Here is a 22,069-nt window from a genome sequence, read left to right on the forward strand (position 1 = left end):
GCTGTGAAAGTGGAGCATCCTCCCTTTCACGGCATTCCATATGAAAAAATAGATCTTATATACTTAAGGAGGATTTTAGAATGGGTAAAGAAAAATTCGACCGTTCCAAAACACATGCTAATATCGGCACAATTGGTCACGTTGACCATGGTAAAACAACTCTAACTGCTGCTATTTCTACAGTACTTCATAAGAAATCTGGTACTGGTACTGCAATGGCATACGATCAAATCGACGGTGCTCCAGAAGAGCGCGAGCGTGGAATCACAATCTCAACTGCACACGTTGAGTATGAAACTGAAACTCGTCACTATGCACACGTTGACTGCCCAGGACATGCTGACTATGTTAAAAACATGATCACTGGTGCTGCACAAATGGACGGAGCTATCCTAGTAGTATCTGCTGCTGATGGCCCAATGCCACAAACTCGTGAGCATATCCTTCTTTCTCGTAACGTAGGTGTACCATACATCGTTGTATTCTTAAACAAATGTGACATGGTAGACGACGAAGAGCTTCTTGAATTAGTAGAAATGGAAGTACGTGACCTTCTTTCTGAATACGACTTCCCTGGTGACGATGTACCAGTAATCAAAGGTTCAGCTCTTAGAGCTCTTGAAGGAGACGCTGACTACGAAGCTAAAATCTTCGAACTTATGGATGCTGTTGATAGCTACATCCCAACTCCAGAGCGTGACACTGAAAAACCATTCATGATGCCAGTTGAGGACGTATTCTCAATCACTGGTCGTGGTACAGTTGCTACTGGACGTGTTGAGCGTGGACAAGTTAAAGTCGGTGACGAAGTTGAAATCATCGGTCTTCAAGAAGAAAACAAAAAGACTACAGTTACAGGTGTAGAAATGTTCCGTAAGCTTCTTGACTATGCTGAAGCTGGAGACAACATTGGTGCTCTTCTTCGTGGGGTTGCTCGTGAAGATATCCAACGTGGTCAAGTACTTGCTAAACCAGGTACTATCACTCCACACAAAAAGTTCAAATCAGAAGTTTATGTTCTTTCTAAAGACGAAGGTGGACGTCATACTCCATTCTTCTCTAACTACCGTCCTCAGTTCTACTTCCGTACAACTGACGTAACTGGTATCGTTGTTCTTCCAGAAGGCGTAGAAATGGTTATGCCTGGAGACAACACTGAAATGACTGTTGAGCTTATCTCAACAATCGCGATCGAAGAAGGTACTCGCTTCTCTATCCGTGAAGGCGGACGTACTGTTGGATCAGGCGTTGTTTCAACAATCATCGAGTAATCGATAATATAAAAAGACGAGCTTTAAAGCTCGTCTTTTTTTTATGTTTATACCTTGTTTCTACTATATAAATAGAAGAAAACTAATTTTACAGGTAATTCCTTTTATATTTCTTCTTTCATTACTTGAATTGATAGGCTAACGTATGTATAATAGAAAAAGTGTAAGAGACCGAAAACATATAAAAAAAGTCTTGCAATGCAGGTGTTTTTTCTATATAATAGCTAATGTTGGTCTTTCAATGCGATGATGTAGGAGGTTGCTGACACACCCGGCCGCTTTGCCACGGCGAGTGGTGAGGAAATTCCTACGGAGAATGTCTATTTATGAAAATAGGCGAAAAAGGAGGGAAAATAATGGCAAAAGAAAAGATTCGTATTCGTTTAAAAGCTTATGATCACAGAATTTTAGATCAATCTGCTGAGAAGATTGTTGAAACTGCAAAGCGTTCGGGTGCTAATGTATCAGGTCCGATCCCACTTCCAACTGAGAAGTCTGTTTATACAATCTTACGTGCGGTGCACAAATACAAAGATTCTCGTGAGCAATTCGAGATGCGTACACACAAGCGTCTAATCGATATCGTGAACCCAACTCCACAAACAGTTGATTCACTAATGCGTCTAGACTTACCATCAGGTGTGGATATTGAAATTAAACTTTAATAAATAAAACCTAACAATTACAGGAGGTGTGACAAATGACCAAAGGAATCTTAGGAAAGAAAATCGGTATGACACAAGTATTTGCTGAAAATGGTGAGCTTATCCCAGTAACAGTAATCGAAGCTGCTCCAAACGTAGTAGTTCAAAAGAGAACTGTAGAAACTGACGGATATGAAGCTATCCAATTAGGTTTTGATGACCTACGCGAAAAGCTAGCTAACAAACCTAAAAAAGGCCATTTCGAAAAAGCTAATACTGCTCCTAAGCGCTACACTCGTGAACTTCGCGACGTGAACGTGGAGGAATACGAAGTTGGTCAGGAAGTCAAAGTTGATATTTTTGCAGAAGGTGACGTAATTGATGTGACAGGTACGTCTAAAGGGAAAGGTTTCCAAGGTGCTATCAAGCGTCATAACCAATCTCGCGGACCTATGTCTCATGGTTCCCACTATCACCGTAGCCCAGGTTCAATGGGTCCAGTTGATCCGAACCGCGTTATGAAAGGTAAAGCATTACCTGGACAAATGGGTGGCGAACGCGTTACTGTACAAAACTTATCAATCGTGAAAGTTGATACAGAGCGTAATCTTCTTTTAGTAAAAGGTAATGTACCTGGATCTAAAAAATCACTAGTAGTAGTGAAAAGCGGAGTTAAAGTAAAATAAAACACTCTTCTAGGAAAGGAGGAATAACCAATGCCAACAGTAGCATTGTTTAACCAAGGCGGCGAAAACTTAGGTAACATTGACTTAAACGAAGCCGTTTTTGGAATCGAACCAAACGAAAGTGTACTATTTGACGCGATCTTAATGCAGCGTTCTGCAACTCGTCAAGGTACTCATAAAGTTAAAAACCGTTCTGAAGTAAGAGGCGGTGGCCGTAAACCATGGCGTCAAAAAGGTACTGGTCGTGCTCGTCAAGGATCAATCCGTTCTCCACAATGGAGAGGCGGTGGGGTTGTATTTGGTCCTACTCCACGTAGCTACAGCTACAAGTTACCTAAAAAAGTACGTCGTCTAGCAATCAAATCTGCTCTTTCTTCTAAAGTACAAAGCAATGATTTTGTAGTATTAGAAGATTTAGCATTACAAGCACCAAAAACTAAAGACATGGTAGCAGTTCTTTCAAACTTATCTGTAGATAGCAAAACGCTTATCGTTACAGCTGATGTGAACGAGAATGTTACTCTTTCTGCTCGCAACATCCCTGGTGTTAACGTTATTACTGCTTCAAGCGTAAACGTTCTAGACCTAGTTAGCGCAGAAAAAGTTGTCTTCACTAAAGGTGCGGTTCAAAAAGTAGAGGAGGTGCTTGCATAATGAAAACTTCTCGTGATATTATTAAGCGCCCCGTCATTACTGAACGTTCAACAGACGTAATGGCTGATCGTAAATATACTTTTGAAGTAGATGTTCGTGCTAACAAAACAGCTGTTAAAGATGCTGTTGAAGAAATTTTCGATGTGAAAGTTGAAAAAGTGAACATCATGAACTATAAAGGTAAGTCTAAGCGCGTAGGTCGCTATACAGGTCTTACTAACCGTCGTCGTAAAGCAGTTGTTACTTTAACAGCTGATAGCAAAGAAATCGAATTATTCGAAGCATAAGTCTTATAAAGAAGGAGGGAAATTCACATGGCGATTAAAAAGTTTAAACCAACCACAAATGGTCGTCGCGGCATGTCAGGTTCTGATTTCGCTGAGATCACTACTGACAAGCCAGAGAAATCGTTACTTGCGCCTTTAAACAAAAAAGGTGGACGTAACAACCAAGGTAAACTGACAGTTCGTCACCAAGGTGGTGGACACAAACGTCAATACCGCATCATCGACTTCAAACGTGACAAAGATGGAATACCAGGACGCGTTGCTACTATCGAGTATGATCCAAACCGTTCGGCTAACATCGCACTTATCGTTTATGCAGATGGTGAAAAACGTTACATTCTTGCTCCTAAGAACTTAACAGTAGGTACAGAAGTTATGACTGGACCTGAAGCAGATATTAAAGTAGGTAATGCATTACCACTTCAAAATATCCCAGTAGGTACTGTAATTCATAACATCGAGCTTAAACCTGGTAAAGGTGGTCAGCTTGTACGTTCTGCAGGTACTTCTGCTCAAGTACTTGGTAAAGAAGGTAAATACGTACTTGTTCGTTTGAATTCTGGTGAAGTTCGTATGATTCTTGCTACTTGCCGTGCTACAATCGGTCAAGTTGGTAACGAACAACATGAACTTATTAACATCGGTAAAGCTGGTCGTTCTCGCTGGTTAGGTAAGCGCCCAACTGTTCGTGGTTCTGTAATGAACCCTAACGATCACCCACACGGTGGTGGTGAAGGTCGCGCACCAATCGGACGTAAATCACCAATGTCACCATGGGGTAAACCAACTCTTGGTTACAAAACTCGTAAGAAGAACAACAAGTCTGATAAATTCATCGTTCGTCGTCGTAAAAAATAACGGGATTGAGCTACGGTTCAAAAGAACCGTAGGGCAATCACGAAGGGAGGTTCATTTATGGGTCGCAGTTTGAAAAAAGGACCTTTTGTGGATGATCATTTAATGAACAAAATCGAAAAATTGAATGAAGCTGATAAGAAACAAGTTGTTAAAACTTGGTCTCGTCGTTCAACAATTTTCCCACAATTCATGGGTCATACGATTGCTGTATATGACGGTCGTAAGCATGTACCTGTTTACGTTACTGAAGACATGGTAGGACATAAGCTTGGTGAATTTGCACCAACACGTACTTATAAAGGCCATGGTAATGACGATAAGAAAACAAGACGCTAATTAAGAGAGGAGGCATTCAAATGCAAGCTAAAGCTGTTGCAAAGACAGTTCGTATTGCGCCTCGTAAAGTTCGCTTAGTCGTAGATTTAATTCGAGGAAAGCAAGTAGGAGAAGCTGTAGCGATTTTAAAACTTACGCCAAAAGCTGCTTCCCCAGTTGTGGAAAAAGTATTAAACTCTGCTATCGCAAATGCAGAACACAATTATGAAATGGATGCAAACAACTTAGTTGTTTCAGAAGTGTTCGTAGACGAAGGTCCAACACTTAAACGTTTCCGTCCACGTGCTATGGGACGTGCAAGCCAAATCAACAAACGCACTAGCCACATCACAGTTGTGGTATCAGAAAAGAAGGAGGGATAATCGATGGGTCAAAAAGTGAATCCAATTGGTTTGCGTATCGGCGTCATTCGTGACTGGGAGTCAAAATGGTACGCTGAGAAAGACTACGCAAATTTACTACATGAAGATTTAAAAGTTCGTGAATACATCAGCAAACGCTTAAGTGACGCTTCTGTTTCTAAAGTAGAGATCGAACGTGCTGCTAACCGTTTGAACATCACGATCCACACTGCAAAACCTGGTATGGTAATTGGTAAAGGTGGTACTGAAGTTGAAGCACTTCGTAAAGCTCTTAACCAACTAACAGGCAAACGTGTACACATTAACATCCTTGAAGTTAAAAGAGCAGATATCGATGCTAAACTTGTAGCAGAAAACATCGCTCGTCAACTTGAAAATCGTGTGTCATTCCGTCGTGCTCAAAAGCAAGCTATCCAACGTACTATGCGTGCGGGTGCTAAAGGGATCAAGACAATGACATCTGGTCGTTTAGGCGGAGCAGATATCGCTCGTGCTGAATACTACAGTGAAGGTACAGTTCCTCTTCATACTCTTCGCGCTGATATTGACTATGGTACAGCTGAAGCTGATACAACTTACGGTAAAATCGGTGTAAAAGTATGGATTTATCGTGGAGAGGTCCTTCCTACTAAGAAGAACTCTAAGGAAGGAGGAAAATAATTATGTTATTGCCAAAACGTGTTAAATATCGTCGTGAACATCGTGGTCGCATGAAAGGTCGTGCAAAAGGTGGTACGGAAGTTGCATTTGGTGAATATGGTTTACAAGCTTTAGAAAATTCTTGGATTACTAACCGTCAGATCGAAGCTGCTCGTATCGCAATGACTCGTTACATGAAGCGTGGCGGTAAAGTATGGATTAAAATCTTCCCTTCTAAACCTTACACTGCAAAACCTCTAGAGGTCCGCATGGGTTCCGGTAAAGGTGCTCCAGAGGGCTGGGTAGCAGTTGTAAAACCTGGAAAGATTATGTTTGAAATCGCAGGTGTAAGTGAAGAGGTTGCTCGTGAAGCACTTCGTCTTGCTGCACACAAACTACCTATCAAATGTAAATTTGTAAAACGTGAAGAAATTGGTGGTGACTCAAATGAAGGTTAATGAAATCCGTGATCTAACCACTGCTGAAATTGAACAAAAAGTTAAGTCTTTAAAAGAAGAATTGTTCAACCTTCGTTTTCAATTAGCGACTGGACAATTAGAAAATACTGCACGTATTCCTGAAGTACGTAAGTCAATTGCTCGTATGAAGACTGTAATCCGTGCAAGAGAGATTGCTGCTAGTAAATAATTAAGTCTGAAGGGAGGCTTTCAGAATGAGTGAACGTAACCAACGTAAAGTTTACACTGGACGTGTTGTTTCTGACAAAATGGATAAAACAATCACAGTTCTAGTTGAAACTTACAAAACTGATTCACTTTACGGCAAACGCGTAAAGTACTCAAAGAAATTTAAAGCACATGATGAAAATAACCAAGCAAAAGTTGGCGATATCGTGCGTATCATGGAAACTCGTCCGCTTTCAGCTACAAAACGTTTCCGTCTAGTTGACGTCGTTGAAGAAGCTGTAATTATCTAATGATCGGATAGTGAGGATTGATCCGAAGGGAGGTAAAACTAGATGATTCAACAAGAATCTCGTTTAAAAGTTGCTGACAACTCTGGTGCTCGTGAAGTTTTAACAATCAAAGTTTTAGGTGGATCTGGTCGCAAAACAGCTAACATCGGTGATGTTATCGTTGTTACGGTGAAACAAGCAACACCTGGTGGCGTTGTTAAAAAAGGTGATGTCGTTAAAGCTGTAGTAGTTCGTACTAAACGTGGTGTTCGTCGTAAAGATGGTTCATACATCCGTTTCGACGAAAATGCTTGCGTAATTATCCGTGACGATAAGAGCCCGCGTGGTACTCGTATCTTCGGACCAGTTGCACGTGAACTACGTGACAACAGCTTCATGAAGATTGTGTCCCTTGCTCCAGAAGTTCTTTAATAAATGATAAAATGATGGTCCTTAAGGAGGTGCGAAAAGATGCATGTCAAAAAAGGTGACAAAGTAGTGGTTATCTCTGGTAAGGATAAAGGCAAACAAGGCGTAGTTCTTACTGCTTATCCGAAAAAAGACCGTGTGATTGTTGAAGGTGTGAATATCGTTAAGAAACATTCAAAACCATCTCAATTAAATCCACAAGGTGGAATCAACAGCCAGGAAGCACCTATCCATGTATCCAACGTAATGCTGTTAGATCCTAAGACTGGCGAACCAACACGTGTTGGTTACAAAGTTGAAGACGGCAAAAAGGTACGTGTAGCAAAAAAATCTGGTGAAACTTTAGATAAATAATATTAGTCAGTGAAAGGAGGTACTCATTGATGAACCGCCTGAAAGAAAAATTTCAGAAAGAAATCACTCCTTCTCTAGTAGAGAAGTTCAATTATACATCTGTAATGCAAGTTCCTAAACTTGAAAAGATCGTAGTAAACATGGGAATTGGTGAAGCTGTACAAAATGCTAAAGCATTAGACAGCGCTGTTGAAGAGTTAACAGCTCTTACAGGTCAAAAACCACTAGTTACTCGTGCTAAGAAATCAATCGCTACTTTCCGTCTACGTGAAGGTATGCCAATTGGTGCAAAAGTTACACTACGTGGAGAGCGTATGTATGAGTTCTTTGACAAATTGATCTCTGTATCTCTTCCTCGTGTACGTGACTTCCGTGGAGTTTCTAAAAAATCATTTGATGGTCGCGGAAACTACACTCTAGGTATTAAAGAACAATTAATCTTCCCAGAGATTGATTATGATAAAGTAAACAAAGTACGTGGTATGGATATCGTAATTGTTACAACTGCAAACACAGACGAAGAGTCTCGTGAGCTATTAACTCAATTCGGAATGCCATTCCAGAAATAATTCTGGCCAACGTTAAGCAGAGGAGGCGAAATTGTGGCTAAAAAATCAATGATTGCGAAACAAAAGCGTCAGCCGAAGTTTGAAGTTCAAGCGTACACTCGTTGTGAGCGCTGCGGACGTCCACACTCTGTAATCCGCAAATTTAAGCTTTGCCGTATTTGTTTCCGTGAACTTGCTTATAAAGGTCAAATTCCTGGTGTTAAAAAAGCTAGCTGGTAAAACCCAAGCATGGGAAGGAGGTAAAAAATATGGTTATGACTGATCCAATTGCAGATCTTCTAACTCGTATTCGTAACGCGAACATGGTTCGTCATGAAAAACTTGAAGTACCTGCTTCTAACTTAAAGAAGCAAGTTGCAGAAATCCTTAAACGTGAAGGTTTCGTTCGCGATGTAGAATATATCGAGGACAACAAACAAGGTATCATCCGTATCTTCTTAAAATACGGTTCAAACAACGAGCGTGTAATCACAGGTCTTAAACGTATTAGTAAACCTGGTCTTCGCGTTTATGCAAAAGCTGACGAAGTACCACGTGTACTAAACGGTCTAGGTATTGCAATCGTTTCTACTTCACAAGGTGTATTAAGCGACAAAGAAGCTCGCCAAAAACAAACTGGTGGAGAAGTATTAGCATACGTTTGGTAATTAATTTATAAAGCGATCGGAGGTGTAACGTATGTCACGTGTCGGTAAAAAAGTCTTAGAAATTCCGTCTGGTGTTACAGTAACAAACAACAACAATACTGTAACTGTAAAAGGTCCTAAAGGTGAATTAACTCATACATTCAACCCGGACATCACTATCAACGTGGAAGACAACATCCTTACTGTAAGTCGTCCAAGTGACCACAAAGAACACCGTGCCCTTCATGGTACAACTCGTAGCCTTTTAGGTAACATGGTTGAGGGTGTTACTAACGGCTTCCAAAAAGGTCTTGAACTAGTTGGGGTAGGTTACCGTGCTCAAAAGTCTGGTAACAAACTTATTCTTAATGTTGGTTACTCTCATCCAGTTGAAATTGAGCCTGAGCAAGGACTTGAAGTTGAGGTTCCATCTCAAACTAAAGTTATTGTTAAAGGTATTAGCAAAGAACGCGTTGGTGCTTTAGCAGCTAACATTCGTGCGGTTCGTTCACCTGAGCCTTACAAAGGTAAAGGAATTCGCTACGAAGGCGAATATGTACGTCGTAAAGAAGGTAAAACTGCTAAGTAATAATGCAGTTCGTTCTAGTTAAAGGAAAGGAGTGACTAAGATGATCACTAAAGCTGATAAGAATAAAGTACGTAAGAAAAGACATACTCGTGTTCGTTCAAAATTATTCGGTACAGCTACTCGCCCACGTTTAAATGTGTATCGTTCAAATCAACACATTTATGCACAAGTGATTGATGATTTAAACGCAGTAACACTTGCTAGCGCATCTACTCTAGATAAAGACTTATCTGTTGAAGCTGGTAGCAATGTAGAAGCTGCTACAAAAGTCGGTGAACTAGTTGCAAAACGCGCAGTTGAAAAAGGCGTGAAAGAAGTTGTTTTTGATCGTGGCGGATATCTATATCATGGTCGTGTGAAAGCTCTAGCTGACGCAGCTCGCGAAGCTGGACTACAATTTTAACCGTAAAAGGAGGGAAAATGATGCGTCGTATTGATCCAAGCAAATTAGAACTTGAAGAGCGTGTGGTTACGGTTAACCGCGTAGCGAAAGTTGTAAAAGGTGGACGTCGTTTCCGCTTTGCTGCATTAGTAGTTGTTGGTGACAAAAATGGTCACGTTGGTTTCGGTACTGGTAAAGCTCAAGAGGTACCAGATGCGATCCGTAAAGCAATCGAAGATGCTAAGAAAAACCTTATTACTGTTCCAACAGTAGGAACAACTATTCCTCACGAAATTCTAGGCCAATTTGGTGCAGGTCGCATCTTCTTAAAACCAGCATCTGAAGGTACTGGAGTTATCGCAGGTGGACCAGTCCGTGCGGTACTTGAATTAGCAGGTGTAGGTGATATCTTATCTAAATCTCTAGGATCTAACACACCAATCAACATGGTTCGTGCTACAATCCAAGGTTTAAGTGAACTAAAACGTGCTGAAGAAGTAGCTAAGCTACGTGGCAAATCTGTCGAAGAACTGTTAGGATAAGGAGGGAAACAAAATGGCAAACAAATTAGCGATTACCCTCACTCGCAGCGTAATTGGTCGCCCAGAAAACCAACGTGTAACAGTCAAAACGTTAGGTCTTCGTAAAATGCATCAAACTGTGGTTCACGAAGACAACGCAGCGATTCGTGGTATGATCAACAAAGTTGCTCACCTTGTTACAGTTAAAGAACAATAATAGAATTGTAATCAAAAGGAGGTGTCTCCATGAAACTTCATGAGCTAAAATCAGCAGAAGGTTCTCGTAAAGAACGTAATCGTGTAGGTCGTGGTATGGCTAGTGGTAACGGAAAAACTTCAGGACGTGGACACAAAGGTCAACGCGCTCGTTCAGGCGGTGGCGTACGTATCGGTTTTGAAGGTGGTCAGAACCCACTATACCGTCGTTTACCAAAACGCGGTTTCACAAACATTAACCGTAAAGAGTTTACGGTTGTTAACCTTGAAACATTAAATCGTTTCGAAGATGGAACAGAGGTAACTCCGGAACTTCTTCTTGAAACTGGTGTTATCAGCAAAGTTAGAGCTGGCGTGAAAATTCTTGGCAATGGCGAAGTAAGCAAAAAGCTAACTGTTAAAGCTAACAAATTTTCTGCTTCTGCAAAAGAGGCTATCGAAGCTGCAGGCGGTAAAACTGAGGTGATTTAATGTTTCAGACAATCTCCAATTTGATGCGCGTAGGTGAAATTAGAAATAAAATTCTTTTCACCTTGCTAATGCTTGTAATTTTTCGAATCGGAACTTTCATTCCAGTTCCAAACGTAAATACTGATGTTTTGAAAGTGCAAGATCAGCTAAATGTATTTGGAGTACTAAATACATTTGGCGGTGGTGCACTTCAAAATTTCTCTATTTTAGCAATGGGTATTATGCCATACATCACAGCATCCATCATCGTACAGCTGTTGCAGATGGATGTTGTTCCTAAGTTTACAGAGTGGTCAAAACAAGGTGAAGTTGGACGTCGTAAATTAGCTCAATTTACTCGTTACTTAACAATTGTTTTAGGTCTTGTTCAAGCTGTTGGAATGTCCATTGGCTTTAACAATATGGCTCAAGGCCAACTCATTCAGAACCCAGGAGCAATGACATATGCTGTTATTGCGATCATTTTGACTGCAGGAACAGCCTTTTTAATGTGGCTTGGTGAGCAGATCACAGCAAAAGGCGTTGGTAATGGAGTTTCTATTATCATTTTTGCAGGTATGGTAGCTGGTATTCCAAATACATTGAACCAAATTTATGCGCAGCAATTTGAAGATGTTGGCGATCAGCTTTTCTTGCGTATTGCAACAATGGTATTACTAGCAGTAGTCGTATTGGCTATCATTGTGGGAGTTATCTTCTTCCAACAAGCGCTTCGTAAAATTCCGATTCAATATGCAAAACGTCTAGCTGGCCGTAATCAAGTGGGAGGACAATCAACGCATTTACCGTTAAAGGTTAACGCGGCGGGTGTTATTCCAGTTATTTTTGCGGTTTCATTTATCATTACGCCACCAACGATTGCATCGTTTTTCGGCTCAAATGATGTAACAGAATGGATTCAAAAAACATTTGATTATACACAGCCTATTGGCATGAGCGTTTACGTAGCCCTAATTGTAGCATTTACTTACTTCTACACTTTTGTTCAAGTAAACCCAGAACAAGTGGCAGAGAACTTACAAAAGCAAGGCGGTTATATTCCAGGCATTCGTCCAGGGAAGAACACGCAAGAATTTATTACAAAGGTGTTGTATCGCTTAACAATAGTTGGTGCACTTTTCCTTTCAATAATTGCGATTTTACCAACCCTGTTTATTAAGTTTGCTGACTTACCTTCTTCTGCTCAAATTGGTGGTACTGGATTGTTGATCATTGTCGGGGTTGCCCTTGAAACAATGAAACAACTAGAAAGTCAGCTCGTTAAACGTCATTACAAAGGCTTTATTAAATAAAAAGAGTTGTAAAACTCTTATATAGAGAAGAGACTGAGGGGGAAAGTCAATGAACTTAGTATTAATGGGTCTTCCTGGAGCTGGGAAAGGCACACAAGCTGAACAAATGGTCGAATACTATAACATCCCTCATATCTCAACAGGAGATATGTTCCGAGCAGCGATCAAAGAAGGAACAGACTTAGGAGTAAAAGCAAAACAGTTCATGGATAAAGGTGAGCTAGTACCTGATGAAGTTACAATCGGTATTGTACGCGAGCGTTTAGCTAAGGACGATTGCAAAGAAGGCTTCTTACTTGATGGGTTTCCAAGAACTGTAGCGCAAGCTGAAGCTCTTGAAAACATTCTTGAAGAATTAAAACGTCCACTTGACTATGTAATTAACATTGATGTGGATCAAGATATTCTAATGGAACGTCTAACAGGTCGTCGTATTTGCAAAAACTGTGGAGCAACTTACCACCTAGTGTTCAATCCACCAAGTCAAGAGGGGACTTGCGACAAATGTGGTGGAGAACTTTATCAACGTGAGGATGACAATCCTGCAACAGTATCAAACCGACTCGCTGTCAATGTTAAGCAATCTCAACCACTTCTTGATTTTTACAATCAAAAAGGCTACTTGCGCAACATTAAAGGTGACCAAGATATTACTAAAGTCTTTGAAGACATTCGTGCATTGCTCGGAGGCGCAAGCAAATGATTATTTGCAAAACGCCACGTGAACTTGAAATCATGCGTGAAGCTGGACGGATTGTTGCGTTAACGCATCAGGAACTGCAAAAACATATCAAACCTGGTATTACCACTAAGGAATTGGATAGAATTGCAGAGAAGATTATTCGCCAGCATGATGCAGAACCTTCTTTTAAAGGTTATAATGGTTTTACAGGCAGCATATGTGCTTCAGTTAACGAAGAACTTGTTCACGGTATTCCTGGTGACCGCAAGCTAAATGATGGAGACATCATCAGCATTGATATCGGTGCATATTATAACGGGTATCATGGTGATTCAGCTTGGACATATGCAGTAGGTTCTGTTTCTGATGAAGCAGAAAAGTTGTTAAAGGTGACTGAAGAGTCTCTTTACAAAGGATTAGAAAAAGCGATTCCTGGTGATCGCTTATCAAATATTTCTCATGCTATTCAAACATATGTTGAGGAACACGGTTTTTCTGTTGTTCGAGAATATGTTGGGCATGGAGTGGGGCAAGACTTACATGAAGATCCACAGATTCCTCATTATGGTCCCCCAAACAAAGGTCCTCGATTAAGACCCGGTATGGTGCTTGCAATTGAACCTATGGTGAATGCTGGAAGCCGTTATGTGAAAACATTGGCTGATGGTTGGACTGTAGTTACACAGGACAAAAAGTACTGTGCGCATTTTGAGCATACTATCGCAATTGTTGAGGATGGATATGAAATACTGACCAAGCTTTGAATATAGAACAGGTCTCTATCGTTAACCCTAGACAGTTGTAGTCATAGTCAACAAGATTGTTAGTCCATGTTGTCTGATTCGTTACAAAAATGGCAAAGCTGTACGTGAAAACGTAGTTTGCCTTGTATTGGATGATTACGTTTCTCCGAATGTTCAGAACAGGTTAGTAAATTTTGTTACATTAGAATAACTGCCTTGTTGCTGGGGCAAAGAAAGGAGAGCAATTGTATGGCGAAAGACGATGTAATTGAAGTAGAAGGTACCGTGATTGAGACTTTACCAAATGCAATGTTCAAGGTAGAATTAGAAAATGGTCATACAGTGCTAGCTCATGTTTCTGGTAAAATTCGTATGCATTTCATTCGTATTTTACCTGGTGATAAAGTTACTGTTGAGCTATCACCATATGATCTAACTCGTGGAAGAATCACGTATCGTTTCAAATAAACTATGCACTCCGTATTACTAAGGAGGTAATAACACATGAAAGTAAGACCATCAGTCAAACCAATCTGCGAAAAATGTAAAGTTATCCGCAGAAAAGGAAAAGTAATGGTTATTTGTGAAAATCCAAAGCATAAACAAAAACAAGGCTAATTCTCAAGGAGGTGCACTTTTCTTATGGCACGTATTGCAGGTGTAGATATCCCTCGTGATAAGCGCGTAGTTATCTCAATGACTTACGTTTTCGGAATCGGTAAAGTAACAGCTCAAAAAATCTTAGCTGAAGCTGGCGTTTCTGAAGATACTCGCGTTCGCGATCTAACAGAAGATGAATTAAATAAAATTCGTGAAATTGTTGACGGATATAAAGTAGAAGGAGATCTTCGTCGTGAAGTTTCTCTAAACATCAAACGTCTAATCGAAATTGGTTCTTACCGTGGTCTTCGCCACCGTCGTAGCTTACCAGTTCGTGGTCAACATACTAAAAACAATGCTCGTACACGTAAAGGTCCACGTCGTACAGTAGCTAACAAAAAGAAATAATAAGTAAGGGAGGTTATCCAACATGGCTCGTAAAACAAACACTCGTAAACGTCGTGTGAAAAAGAATATTGAGTCAGGTATCGCTCACATTCGTTCAACTTTCAACAATACGATTGTAACGATCACTGATATGCAAGGTAATGCGATTTCTTGGTCTAGTGCTGGTGCACTTGGATTCCGTGGATCTCGTAAATCTACTCCATTCGCTGCACAAATGGCTGCTGAAACAGCTGCTAAAACAGGTATGGAAAATGGTTTAAAAACATTAGAGGTTACAGTTAAAGGCCCTGGTGCTGGTCGTGAAGCAGCTATCCGTGCTCTTCAAGCAGCAGGACTTGAAGTAACAGCAATTAAAGATGTTACACCAGTACCTCATAATGGATGCCGTCCGCCAAAACGTCGTCGTGTATAATTAATTCATCTGTATATATTTCATTTTATCGTCTATAATGGGATATGATACAGATTTTTTTCCGGTCAAATGTTGTGCACATTCGGGAACTGTCTAAGAGGGAATTTCGGTTAGATCATTTAGGATCTAAATGATCTAACTGGGGTTTCGACGTTTTGAAGGAGGGTTTAATAAATGATAGAGATTGAAAAGCCAAAAATCGAAACGGTAGAAATCAGCGATGATGGAAAGTTCGGTAAGTTCGTCGTCGAACCACTTGAGCGTGGATATGGTACTACTTTGGGTAACTCCTTACGTCGTATCCTATTATCCTCTCTCCCTGGTGCTGCTGTAACATCTATTCAAATCGATGGTGTTTTACATGAGTTCTCAACAATTCCTGGAGTTGTTGAAGACGTAACAAACATCATTTTAAATGTGAAGAAGCTTGCATTAAAAATCTACTCTGATGAAGAGAAGACGTTAGAAATTGATGTTCAAGGCAAAGGTGTTGTAACTGCTGCTGATATTCAAGGAGATAGTGATGTTGAGATCTTAAATCCAGATCTTCATATTGCAACACTTGAAACAGATGCACAGTTCCGCATGCGTCTAACAGCTCAAACAGGTCGTGGTTATGATGCTGCGGTTGAGAACAAGCATGAGGATCAACCAATTGGTGTAATTCCAATTGATTCAATCTACACGCCTGTTACGCGCGTCTCTTACTATGTTGAAAATACACGCGTTGGTCAAATGACAAACTTCGATAAGCTTACGCTTGATGTTTGGACTGATGGTAGTATTGAGCCTGAAAAAGCTGTAGCACTAGGTGCTAAAATCCTAACAGAGCATTTAAACATCTTTGTTGGATTAACAGATGAGGCACAAAAAGCAGAGATTATGGTTGAAAAAGAAGAGGATCAAAAAGAGAAAGTTCTTGAAATGACGATTGAAGAACTTGACCTTTCTGTACGTTCTTACAACTGCTTAAAACGTGCTGGCATCAACACAGTACAAGAGCTTGCGAATAAAACAGAAGAAGATATGATGAAAGTACGTAACTTAGGACGTAAATCTCTTGAAGAAGTGAAAGCTAAACTTGAAGAGCTTGGTCTTGGACTACGTAAAGACGATTGATAGATAGCGAATTAGTAACGAAGGAGGGAAATACTCATGGGATATCAAAAATTAGGTCGTACAAGTGCACAACGTAAAGCACTTCTTCGCGATTTAGCAACTGACTTAATCATCAGTGAGCGCATTGAAACAACAGAACCAAAAGCAAAAGAACTTAAGTCTGTTGTAGAAAAACTAATCACTCTTGGTAAACGTGGAGATCTACATGCTCGCCGTCAAGCTGCAGCATACATCCGCCACGAAGTAGCAAACGAAGAGACTGGTCAAGACGCTGTTCAAAAACTTTTCAGCGATGTGGCTACTCGTTATGCTGACCGTCAAGGTGGCTACACTCGTATTATGAAACTTGGACCTCGTCGTGGTGACGGTGCTCCAATGGCTATCATCGAGTTAGTTTAATATATGAAGTTCTTAGGGCGTATGGATTCTCTTCTTTTTTAAAGAAAGTGTCTGACGCCCATTTGAACAATATAGGTGCTACAAGGGCGTGACAGTTATTCTCAACTGCTCAATGCCCTTTTTTTATATGTTGAAACGAATTAGCCTAGAGGAGCATAGTAGAGGGGGCTGTATATGTCAAACTCAGTCATAGAAGTGAAAGACTTGTATTTTCGGTATGAAGAAGATGGACCTTATGTGCTAAACAACTTATCTCTTAATGTTTATAAGGGAGAATGGCTTGCAATTGCAGGACATAATGGCTCAGGGAAATCAACGCTTGCTAAAATTTTAAACGGCCTCATTCTACCTGAACAAGGTTCTGTGAAAGTAGCAGATCTTATGCTTACAGAAGATTCTGTATGGGATGTACGTCGCCATATTGGAATGGTATTTCAAAATCCTGATAATCAATTTGTAGGTTCAACAGTTGAAGACGACGTTGCTTTTGGGTTGGAGAATAATGGCTTTCCGTATGAAGAAATGAGAAAAAGAGTAGGGGAAGCAATTGAAGTTGTTGGAATGAAAGGGTTCGAGAAGTATGAGCCACATCGTCTATCTGGTGGTCAGAAACAGCGAATTGGTATTGCTGGTGTTGTCGCAATGGCACCTGATGTTATCCTTTTAGATGAAGCAACATCAATGCTTGATCCAAAAGGACGTAGTGAAGTTCTCGAAACCATTCGTTTGTTAAAAAATCAACGCAATCTAACGATTATCTCCATTACCCATGACCTCAATGAAGTAGCGAAAGCTGATAGAGCAATTGTCCTCAATAAAGGAGAACTTTTTGCAACTGGAACACCTTCAGAGATTTTTGAACTTGGCAGCAAATTGACTGAGATTGGCCTTGATTTTCCATTTGCTAGTCAAATTAGTCATGTTCTGAGGGACAAAGGAATTTCTTTAGAACATATTCATTTAACAACGGACAACTTAGTGGAGGACCTATGGAGATTATATTCAAAAATGTAGAACATCGTTATCAGCTTAAAACACCTTTTGAACGATTAGCATTGGAAGATGTATCGCTATCCATTCCCTCTGGTCAGTTCGTATCGTTAATTGGTCATACAGGCTCTGGTAAGTCAACAGTTATCCAGCATTTGAATGCCCTTTTAAAGCCAACTAAAGGGAGTATCCAAATAGGAGATCGTACAATTGAAAGTGGTAAGAAAGAAAAGCATTTAAAAGAAATTCGCAAACGCGTTGGCGTTGTCTTTCAGTTTCCTGAACATCAGCTCTTTGATGAGACTGTTGAAAAAGATATTTGTTTTGGTCCGATGAACTTTGGGGTTTCAGAAGAGGAAGCGAAAAAAAGGGCAAATGAGCTTGCTACAATAGTTGGTTTGCCAAAGGAAGTTCTGCAGAAATCACCATTTGATTTAAGTGGTGGACAGATGCGCCGTGTGGCAATTGCAGGAATTTTAGCAATGGAACCGCAAGTGCTTGTTCTTGATGAGCCAACAGCAGGACTTGATCCAAGAGGGCGTAATGAGATTATGAATTTGATCTCCTCTTTAAATAAAGAACAAGGATTAACGATTGTACTTGTAACGCACAGTATGGAAGATGCAGCACAATATGCAGATCGCATTATTGTAATGGATAAAGGGAAAGTTTCAATGAGCGGAACACCAAAGGAAATCTTTAAGCAACATGAAAAGCTTAAAGAGATTGGGTTAGATATTCCAGAGCCTCTGCAGTTCATATTGGATCTAGAACAGCGTTTGGGCGTCTCCCTTAGTCATGAGGCTATTACATTTAAAAAGGCCGTAGAAGAGGTCACAAAGCTTTTTGGAGGACAAGATCATGATGAATAATATGATTATTGGTCAGTATGTTCCAGGAGATTCTTTTATTCATCGTATGGACCCTCGTGCAAAGCTTATTATCGTTTTTTTCTATGTAGCTGTTATTTTTCTTGCGAATAATATTATAAGCTACAGCATTATTGGTTTGTTTGCTATTTTAGCAGTACTTGTAAGTCGAGTTCCCATTTATTTTATTATTAAAGGGCTAAAGCCAATATTGTTTATTATTATTTTCACCTTTCTCCTTCATATTTTTATGACGAGGGAAGGAGAAATAATCGCAGATATTGGTTTTCTGAAGATCTATGAAGGCGGAGTTATTCAAGGGATTTATATTTCGCTTCGGTTCTTATTCTTAATTTTACTTACAACCCTGTTAACTCTTACAACAACACCAATTGAGGTAACAGATGGCATGGAGACCCTTTTACATCCATTAAAGAAAGTCCGTTTCCCTGTTCATGAATTAGCACTTATGATGTCTATTTCACTTCGTTTTATCCCTACTTTGATGGATGAAACAGACAAAATTTTGAAGGCTCAAACAGCACGTGGAGTAGATTTTTCGAGCGGGCCTATTAAAGATCGCCTAAAAGCTGTTGTTCCACTCTTAATTCCGCTTTTTATTAGCGCTTTTAAACGTGCAGAAGAGCTAGCAACAGCTATGGAAGCAAGAGGGTATCAAGGTGGAGAAGGACGGACAAAGTATCGTCAGCTTAGCTGGGGGTCTATTGATACTATGGCCCTTATCATATTTTTTATTGTTGCTGCTGCTCTATTTATTGTAAGAGTCTAGGAGATGTGAGAGATGCGAAGAATTCAATGTACTGTAGCATATGACGGAACACTGTTTTCAGGCTATCAAATACAGCCTAATGCCCGTACTGTGCAAGAAGAGATTGAAAAGGCCCTTACCCGTCTCCATGGAGGTAAGGAAGTGAAAATCCATGCCTCAGGACGCACAGATGCGTCTGTCCATGCTAAAGGGCAGGTGTTTCACTTTGATACTACAAGTACTATCAGCGTAAGCCAGCTTGAGCGAGGAGCCAATGCGCTCTTGCCAGAAGATATTGTAGTAGTTGATACAAAGGAAACGTCAGAAGATTTTCATGCTCGTTTTAGCGTGAAGAAGAAGGAATACCGTTACAAAGTGCTTTGCAGCAAAAGTCGCGATGTGTTCTTAAGGCATTATATGCACCATGTTCCATACGATTTAGATCGTAAGGTGATGAAGGAAGCTATAAAGGGCGTAATTGGTACACATGATTTTACAAGTTTTTGTTCAGCAAAGACGGAGATAGAAGATAAAGTGAGAACAATCTATGAAGCGGAAATTATTGAAGAAGGAGACGTGCTTACATTTAGATTTGTAGGAAACGGATTTCTTTATAATATGGTCCGAATTCTAGTGGGAACACTTCTTGATCTTGGTAACGGAAAAAGTTTTACAAAAGATATTTCAGGGATGCTAGAGGCGAAAAATCGCACTCTAACAGGCAAAACTGCACCTGGACATGGGCTATACTTGTGGAAAGTTTACTATGACAACTAAACCTGGTGTAACATCCTCTTGACATTGGGAATACAACAGGCTAATATAACATATGTATGTAATTTTAAACCCACGATTAGCCCCGGAAATTAATCGTGTTTAAAATAAAACGTTCGAAAGTTGAAATTCTAGGAGGGTAAAACATGCGTACAACTTATATGGCGAAAGCAAGTGAAGTAGAGCGCAAATGGCTTGTAATTGACGCAGAAGGTAAAACTTTAGGTCGTCTTGCTAGCGAAGTTGCTTCTATTCTACGCGGGAAACATAAACCAACTTACACACCACACGTTGATACTGGTGATCATGTAATCATTCTTAATGCAGCAAAAATCGAATTAACAGGTAAAAAATTGACTGACAAGATTTACTACCGTCACAGCCAACATCCAGGCGGACTTAAATCTCGCACGGCTCTTGAAATGCGTACTAACTATTCAGAGAAAATGCTTGAACTAGCAATCCGTGGAATGCTTCCAAAAGGTAGCTTAGGTCGTCAAATGTTTAAAAAATTACATGTGTTTGCAGGAGACACTCATCCACATGAAGCACAAAAACCAGAAGTTTACGAACTTCGCGGATAATACGTAAGGAGGGAATTATATTGGCACAGGTACAATATTACGGAACAGGTCGTCGTAAAAGCTCTGTTGCTCGCGTACGTCTAGTACCAGGTAACGGAAACATCGTTGTTAACGGTCGTGAAATCGAGAACTATCTTTCATCTGCAGCACTAAGAGAAGTTGTAAAACAACCTCTTGCTGCAACAGAAACTCTTGGGAACTATGATGTATTAGTAAACGTAAACGGTGGAGGATTCACTGGTCAAGCTGGAGCAATCCGCCACGGTATCGCTCGTGCACTATTACAAGCAGACCCAGAATATCGCGCAACACTAAAACCTGAAGGTCTATTAACTCGTGACGCTCGTATGAAAGAACGTAAAAAATACGGTCTTAAAGGCGCTCGTCGTGCACCTCAGTTCTCAAAACGTTAATATTTCTTATATATCAACGTTTTACAACCCTTTCTCGGATTTTCGGGAAAGGGTTTTTTATTTATTTAGATGTAAAATAACTCCCCTTTAAATACCCAGCCTAAGAAATTAGGATTTTTGCTGTTATTATCTTCTAATCTAATAAAAAGAGAATATAACTCCCCACTATGTTCAATAAGTTCCTCAATTTTGGAATTAGTTGCTTCAGATAATAATACCTTTAATATACTTTTAATAGAAACTTTACGTAATAAAGCAAGGAAAAAACAGTATTCTACGGCTACAAAGGAACTTTTATTTAACATGGAAGAGTCCAATTTTACTGAGAAGGATATCAGCACGGTGGAAACGAGTATTTTATCAAGCATAGAGACTTTAACTGTCATTATCATTTCAGTCACTTGGTTCGATACGATGCTCCAAAGCGTCCAATTGTTTGATGTAATGATTATGCTTATATTTGTCACGAGGCTGTCGATTGAAGGAAATAAAGCCGTTGTTGAAGGTAAAAGTTTTTAGCATATGAATGGCTAAAAATAATACACTAGTTTTGATGATTAAGCCGCCAATCTAGGCACTTTTTTATAATTATCCTGTTTTCGTTTTGAACAGTTTTTTTCCAGTTCATTTAAATTAGGCTTTTGTATCAGTAACAATACCCATCTATTGTACATAATTTGTTGAAGAGTATTCGAAACATGTAATGTATTCATCTGGTGTACAGTTTTTTCGATTTAACTCGGTTGTTCCCGTTTTAAATTGCTGGCACCTTTGTTAATTTATTTGAGGAGGAAAAGAAAATGAATGATTTCCAAAATGAACTTCAAATGTTGAATGTTGGTGATTTCCAAGCGACTCAGGCAGTGACTTGGGATCAAAATCAGTACTATACCGATCAGGATCGACAAATTGCTGGTGTGGGATTTGGTTTTGGCCGATGCTTTAGTTGTTTTAGATGCTTTAGCTGTTTTAACTGCTTTAACTGCTTTAACTGCTTTAGTTGCTTCCGTTGCTTTAACTGTTTTAGTTGTTCTCGTTGCTCACGTTGCTCCAGATGCAGCGGCGGCAGCTAAGCCGGTTAATAGTTTATTTTTCTATTTAAGAAGGTCCCCTGCATTGTTGCAGGGGTCTTTCTTTATAAGATAAGACATAACGGACAAATTGCTGTACATACGATGATAGTGGTAGTGATATTGAACATTTAT

The 22,069-nt window shown here is 40.0% G+C and carries 39 protein-coding genes and 1 pseudogene; all 40 read left to right on the forward strand.

The features are described 5' to 3' along the window. The first annotated feature begins 80 nt into the window (after positions 1-80). The 40 genes and pseudogenes from tuf to MOC86_RS27480 all read left to right on the forward strand — a co-directional run bounded on the left by tuf (position 81) and on the right by MOC86_RS27480 (position 22,010). Positions 81-1,271, forward strand: a complete 1,191-nt coding sequence (tuf, locus tag MOC86_RS10435; protein WP_268584123.1) for an elongation factor Tu — start codon at positions 81-83, stop codon at positions 1,269-1,271. Between the two features lie 356 nt (positions 1,272-1,627). Beyond that, complete coding sequence (gene rpsJ / locus MOC86_RS10440) at positions 1,628-1,936, forward strand: 30S ribosomal protein S10 (protein ID WP_019394071.1); 309 nt, start codon at positions 1,628-1,630, stop codon at positions 1,934-1,936. A 35-nt stretch (positions 1,937-1,971) separates the two neighbouring features. Further along, positions 1,972-2,601, forward strand: coding sequence for a 50S ribosomal protein L3 (gene rplC / locus MOC86_RS10445; protein ID WP_019394070.1), 630 nt, complete (start codon positions 1,972-1,974; stop codon positions 2,599-2,601). Positions 2,602-2,631: 30 nt separating this feature from the next. Further along, positions 2,632-3,255: a 50S ribosomal protein L4 gene (gene rplD, locus MOC86_RS10450; RefSeq protein WP_019394069.1), complete on the forward strand. Its 624-nt coding sequence runs from the start codon at positions 2,632-2,634 to the stop codon at positions 3,253-3,255. After that, a complete protein-coding gene (gene rplW, locus MOC86_RS10455) occupies positions 3,255-3,542 on the forward strand; it encodes a 50S ribosomal protein L23 (protein ID WP_019394068.1) in 288 nt (95 codons plus the stop codon). The genes rplD and rplW overlap by 1 nt, the downstream gene beginning before the upstream one ends. 27 nt (positions 3,543-3,569) lie before the next feature. After that, a complete protein-coding gene (gene rplB, locus MOC86_RS10460) occupies positions 3,570-4,400 on the forward strand; it encodes a 50S ribosomal protein L2 (protein ID WP_040056351.1) in 831 nt (276 codons plus the stop codon). A 57-nt stretch (positions 4,401-4,457) separates the two neighbouring features. Continuing rightward, complete coding sequence (gene rpsS, locus MOC86_RS10465) at positions 4,458-4,736, forward strand: 30S ribosomal protein S19 (RefSeq protein WP_019394066.1); 279 nt, start codon at positions 4,458-4,460, stop codon at positions 4,734-4,736. A gap of 20 nt (positions 4,737-4,756) precedes the next feature. Continuing rightward, entirely contained in the window at positions 4,757-5,098 is a 342-nt protein-coding gene (gene rplV, locus MOC86_RS10470) for a 50S ribosomal protein L22 (RefSeq protein WP_019394065.1), read from the forward strand. 3 nt (positions 5,099-5,101) lie between these two features. Beyond that, complete coding sequence (gene rpsC, locus MOC86_RS10475; RefSeq protein WP_019394064.1) at positions 5,102-5,758, forward strand: 30S ribosomal protein S3; 657 nt, start codon at positions 5,102-5,104, stop codon at positions 5,756-5,758. A gap of 2 nt (positions 5,759-5,760) precedes the next feature. Continuing rightward, entirely contained in the window at positions 5,761-6,195 is a 435-nt protein-coding gene (rplP, locus tag MOC86_RS10480) for a 50S ribosomal protein L16 (RefSeq protein ID WP_040056350.1), read from the forward strand. Then, positions 6,185-6,385 (forward strand): 50S ribosomal protein L29, encoded by a 201-nt coding sequence (gene rpmC, locus MOC86_RS10485; protein WP_019394062.1) that lies wholly within the window; start codon positions 6,185-6,187, stop codon positions 6,383-6,385. The genes rplP and rpmC overlap by 11 nt, the downstream gene beginning before the upstream one ends. A 25-nt stretch (positions 6,386-6,410) precedes the next feature. Next, complete coding sequence (gene rpsQ / locus MOC86_RS10490; protein ID WP_268584125.1) at positions 6,411-6,674, forward strand: 30S ribosomal protein S17; 264 nt, start codon at positions 6,411-6,413, stop codon at positions 6,672-6,674. 42 nt (positions 6,675-6,716) lie between these two features. Beyond that, complete coding sequence (gene rplN / locus MOC86_RS10495) at positions 6,717-7,085, forward strand: 50S ribosomal protein L14 (protein ID WP_019394060.1); 369 nt, start codon at positions 6,717-6,719, stop codon at positions 7,083-7,085. A 39-nt stretch (positions 7,086-7,124) separates the two neighbouring features. Then, the gene (gene rplX / locus MOC86_RS10500) at positions 7,125-7,436 is read left to right on the forward strand and encodes a 50S ribosomal protein L24 (protein WP_019394059.1); all 312 of its coding nucleotides are present in this window, start codon (positions 7,125-7,127) and stop codon (positions 7,434-7,436) included. Between the two features lie 29 nt (positions 7,437-7,465). Next, positions 7,466-8,005: a 50S ribosomal protein L5 gene (rplE, locus tag MOC86_RS10505; RefSeq protein ID WP_019394058.1), complete on the forward strand. Its 540-nt coding sequence runs from the start codon at positions 7,466-7,468 to the stop codon at positions 8,003-8,005. 33 nt (positions 8,006-8,038) lie between these two features. Further along, the gene (locus MOC86_RS10510) at positions 8,039-8,224 is read left to right on the forward strand and encodes a type Z 30S ribosomal protein S14 (RefSeq protein WP_019394057.1); all 186 of its coding nucleotides are present in this window, start codon (positions 8,039-8,041) and stop codon (positions 8,222-8,224) included. A gap of 29 nt (positions 8,225-8,253) precedes the next feature. Continuing rightward, positions 8,254-8,652 carry a 30S ribosomal protein S8 gene (gene rpsH / locus MOC86_RS10515; RefSeq protein ID WP_019394056.1) on the forward strand — a complete coding sequence of 133 codons (399 nt, stop codon included), beginning with the start codon at positions 8,254-8,256 and terminating at the stop codon, positions 8,650-8,652. A gap of 31 nt (positions 8,653-8,683) precedes the next feature. Next, positions 8,684-9,220, forward strand: coding sequence for a 50S ribosomal protein L6 (gene rplF, locus MOC86_RS10520; RefSeq protein WP_061802642.1), 537 nt, complete (start codon positions 8,684-8,686; stop codon positions 9,218-9,220). Between the two features lie 40 nt (positions 9,221-9,260). Continuing rightward, entirely contained in the window at positions 9,261-9,623 is a 363-nt protein-coding gene (gene rplR / locus MOC86_RS10525) for a 50S ribosomal protein L18 (protein WP_268584129.1), read from the forward strand. A 20-nt stretch (positions 9,624-9,643) separates the two neighbouring features. Then, a complete protein-coding gene (gene rpsE / locus MOC86_RS10530) occupies positions 9,644-10,144 on the forward strand; it encodes a 30S ribosomal protein S5 (RefSeq protein WP_019394053.1) in 501 nt (166 codons plus the stop codon). A gap of 13 nt (positions 10,145-10,157) precedes the next feature. Beyond that, positions 10,158-10,340 (forward strand): 50S ribosomal protein L30, encoded by a 183-nt coding sequence (gene rpmD, locus MOC86_RS10535; protein WP_019394052.1) that lies wholly within the window; start codon positions 10,158-10,160, stop codon positions 10,338-10,340. Positions 10,341-10,369: 29 nt separating this feature from the next. Beyond that, a complete protein-coding gene (rplO, locus tag MOC86_RS10540) occupies positions 10,370-10,810 on the forward strand; it encodes a 50S ribosomal protein L15 (RefSeq protein ID WP_268584130.1) in 441 nt (146 codons plus the stop codon). Further along, positions 10,810-12,102, forward strand: a complete 1,293-nt coding sequence (secY, locus tag MOC86_RS10545) for a preprotein translocase subunit SecY (RefSeq protein ID WP_019394050.1) — start codon at positions 10,810-10,812, stop codon at positions 12,100-12,102. The genes rplO and secY overlap by 1 nt, the downstream gene beginning before the upstream one ends. A 49-nt stretch (positions 12,103-12,151) precedes the next feature. Beyond that, complete coding sequence (locus tag MOC86_RS10550) at positions 12,152-12,805, forward strand: adenylate kinase (protein ID WP_268584131.1); 654 nt, start codon at positions 12,152-12,154, stop codon at positions 12,803-12,805. Then, positions 12,802-13,548 (forward strand): type I methionyl aminopeptidase, encoded by a 747-nt coding sequence (gene map / locus MOC86_RS10555; RefSeq protein ID WP_243515923.1) that lies wholly within the window; start codon positions 12,802-12,804, stop codon positions 13,546-13,548. Before MOC86_RS10550 ends, map begins: the two co-directional genes overlap by 4 nt. 228 nt (positions 13,549-13,776) lie before the next feature. After that, the gene (infA, locus tag MOC86_RS10560; RefSeq protein WP_010191517.1) at positions 13,777-13,995 is read left to right on the forward strand and encodes a translation initiation factor IF-1; all 219 of its coding nucleotides are present in this window, start codon (positions 13,777-13,779) and stop codon (positions 13,993-13,995) included. 36 nt (positions 13,996-14,031) lie between these two features. After that, positions 14,032-14,145 (forward strand): 50S ribosomal protein L36, encoded by a 114-nt coding sequence (rpmJ, locus tag MOC86_RS10565; protein ID WP_003156543.1) that lies wholly within the window; start codon positions 14,032-14,034, stop codon positions 14,143-14,145. A 24-nt stretch (positions 14,146-14,169) separates the two neighbouring features. Then, the gene (gene rpsM / locus MOC86_RS10570) at positions 14,170-14,535 is read left to right on the forward strand and encodes a 30S ribosomal protein S13 (protein ID WP_019394047.1); all 366 of its coding nucleotides are present in this window, start codon (positions 14,170-14,172) and stop codon (positions 14,533-14,535) included. Between the two features lie 22 nt (positions 14,536-14,557). After that, positions 14,558-14,947: a 30S ribosomal protein S11 gene (rpsK, locus tag MOC86_RS10575; protein ID WP_019394046.1), complete on the forward strand. Its 390-nt coding sequence runs from the start codon at positions 14,558-14,560 to the stop codon at positions 14,945-14,947. Positions 14,948-15,121: 174 nt separating this feature from the next. After that, the gene (locus tag MOC86_RS10580) at positions 15,122-16,066 is read left to right on the forward strand and encodes a DNA-directed RNA polymerase subunit alpha (protein WP_019394045.1); all 945 of its coding nucleotides are present in this window, start codon (positions 15,122-15,124) and stop codon (positions 16,064-16,066) included. Between the two features lie 36 nt (positions 16,067-16,102). Next, positions 16,103-16,465, forward strand: coding sequence for a 50S ribosomal protein L17 (gene rplQ / locus MOC86_RS10585; protein ID WP_040056346.1), 363 nt, complete (start codon positions 16,103-16,105; stop codon positions 16,463-16,465). A gap of 174 nt (positions 16,466-16,639) precedes the next feature. Continuing rightward, positions 16,640-17,479 carry an energy-coupling factor ABC transporter ATP-binding protein gene (locus tag MOC86_RS10590; protein WP_268584132.1) on the forward strand — a complete coding sequence of 280 codons (840 nt, stop codon included), beginning with the start codon at positions 16,640-16,642 and terminating at the stop codon, positions 17,477-17,479. Further along, positions 17,455-18,327, forward strand: a complete 873-nt coding sequence (locus MOC86_RS10595) for an energy-coupling factor ABC transporter ATP-binding protein (protein ID WP_268584133.1) — start codon at positions 17,455-17,457, stop codon at positions 18,325-18,327. The genes MOC86_RS10590 and MOC86_RS10595 overlap by 25 nt, the downstream gene beginning before the upstream one ends. Then, a complete protein-coding gene (locus MOC86_RS10600; protein ID WP_268584134.1) occupies positions 18,317-19,114 on the forward strand; it encodes an energy-coupling factor transporter transmembrane component T family protein in 798 nt (265 codons plus the stop codon). The genes MOC86_RS10595 and MOC86_RS10600 overlap by 11 nt, the downstream gene beginning before the upstream one ends. 12 nt (positions 19,115-19,126) lie before the next feature. Further along, complete coding sequence (gene truA / locus MOC86_RS10605; RefSeq protein ID WP_268584135.1) at positions 19,127-19,870, forward strand: tRNA pseudouridine(38-40) synthase TruA; 744 nt, start codon at positions 19,127-19,129, stop codon at positions 19,868-19,870. Positions 19,871-20,013: 143 nt separating this feature from the next. After that, positions 20,014-20,451, forward strand: coding sequence for a 50S ribosomal protein L13 (rplM, locus tag MOC86_RS10610; RefSeq protein WP_019394039.1), 438 nt, complete (start codon positions 20,014-20,016; stop codon positions 20,449-20,451). Positions 20,452-20,471: 20 nt separating this feature from the next. Next, positions 20,472-20,864 carry a 30S ribosomal protein S9 gene (gene rpsI / locus MOC86_RS10615; protein ID WP_019394038.1) on the forward strand — a complete coding sequence of 131 codons (393 nt, stop codon included), beginning with the start codon at positions 20,472-20,474 and terminating at the stop codon, positions 20,862-20,864. Between the two features lie 342 nt (positions 20,865-21,206). Then, positions 21,207-21,383, forward strand: coding sequence for a hypothetical protein (locus MOC86_RS10620; RefSeq protein WP_268584136.1), 177 nt, complete (start codon positions 21,207-21,209; stop codon positions 21,381-21,383). 308 nt (positions 21,384-21,691) lie between these two features. Beyond that, a pseudogene (locus MOC86_RS10625) lies at positions 21,692-21,862 on the forward strand (heterocycloanthracin/sonorensin family bacteriocin); the annotation flags it as partial. Continuing rightward, the gene (locus MOC86_RS27480) at positions 21,795-22,010 is read left to right on the forward strand and encodes a hypothetical protein (protein ID WP_419146627.1); all 216 of its coding nucleotides are present in this window, start codon (positions 21,795-21,797) and stop codon (positions 22,008-22,010) included. The pseudogene MOC86_RS10625 and the gene MOC86_RS27480, both read left to right, overlap by 68 nt. The last annotated feature ends 59 nt before the right edge of the window (positions 22,011-22,069 follow it).

The organism is Priestia endophytica, assembly GCF_026790145.1.
GTDB classification, from domain to species: Bacteria; Bacillota; Bacilli; order Bacillales; family Bacillaceae_H; genus Bacillus_I; species Bacillus_I endophytica_A.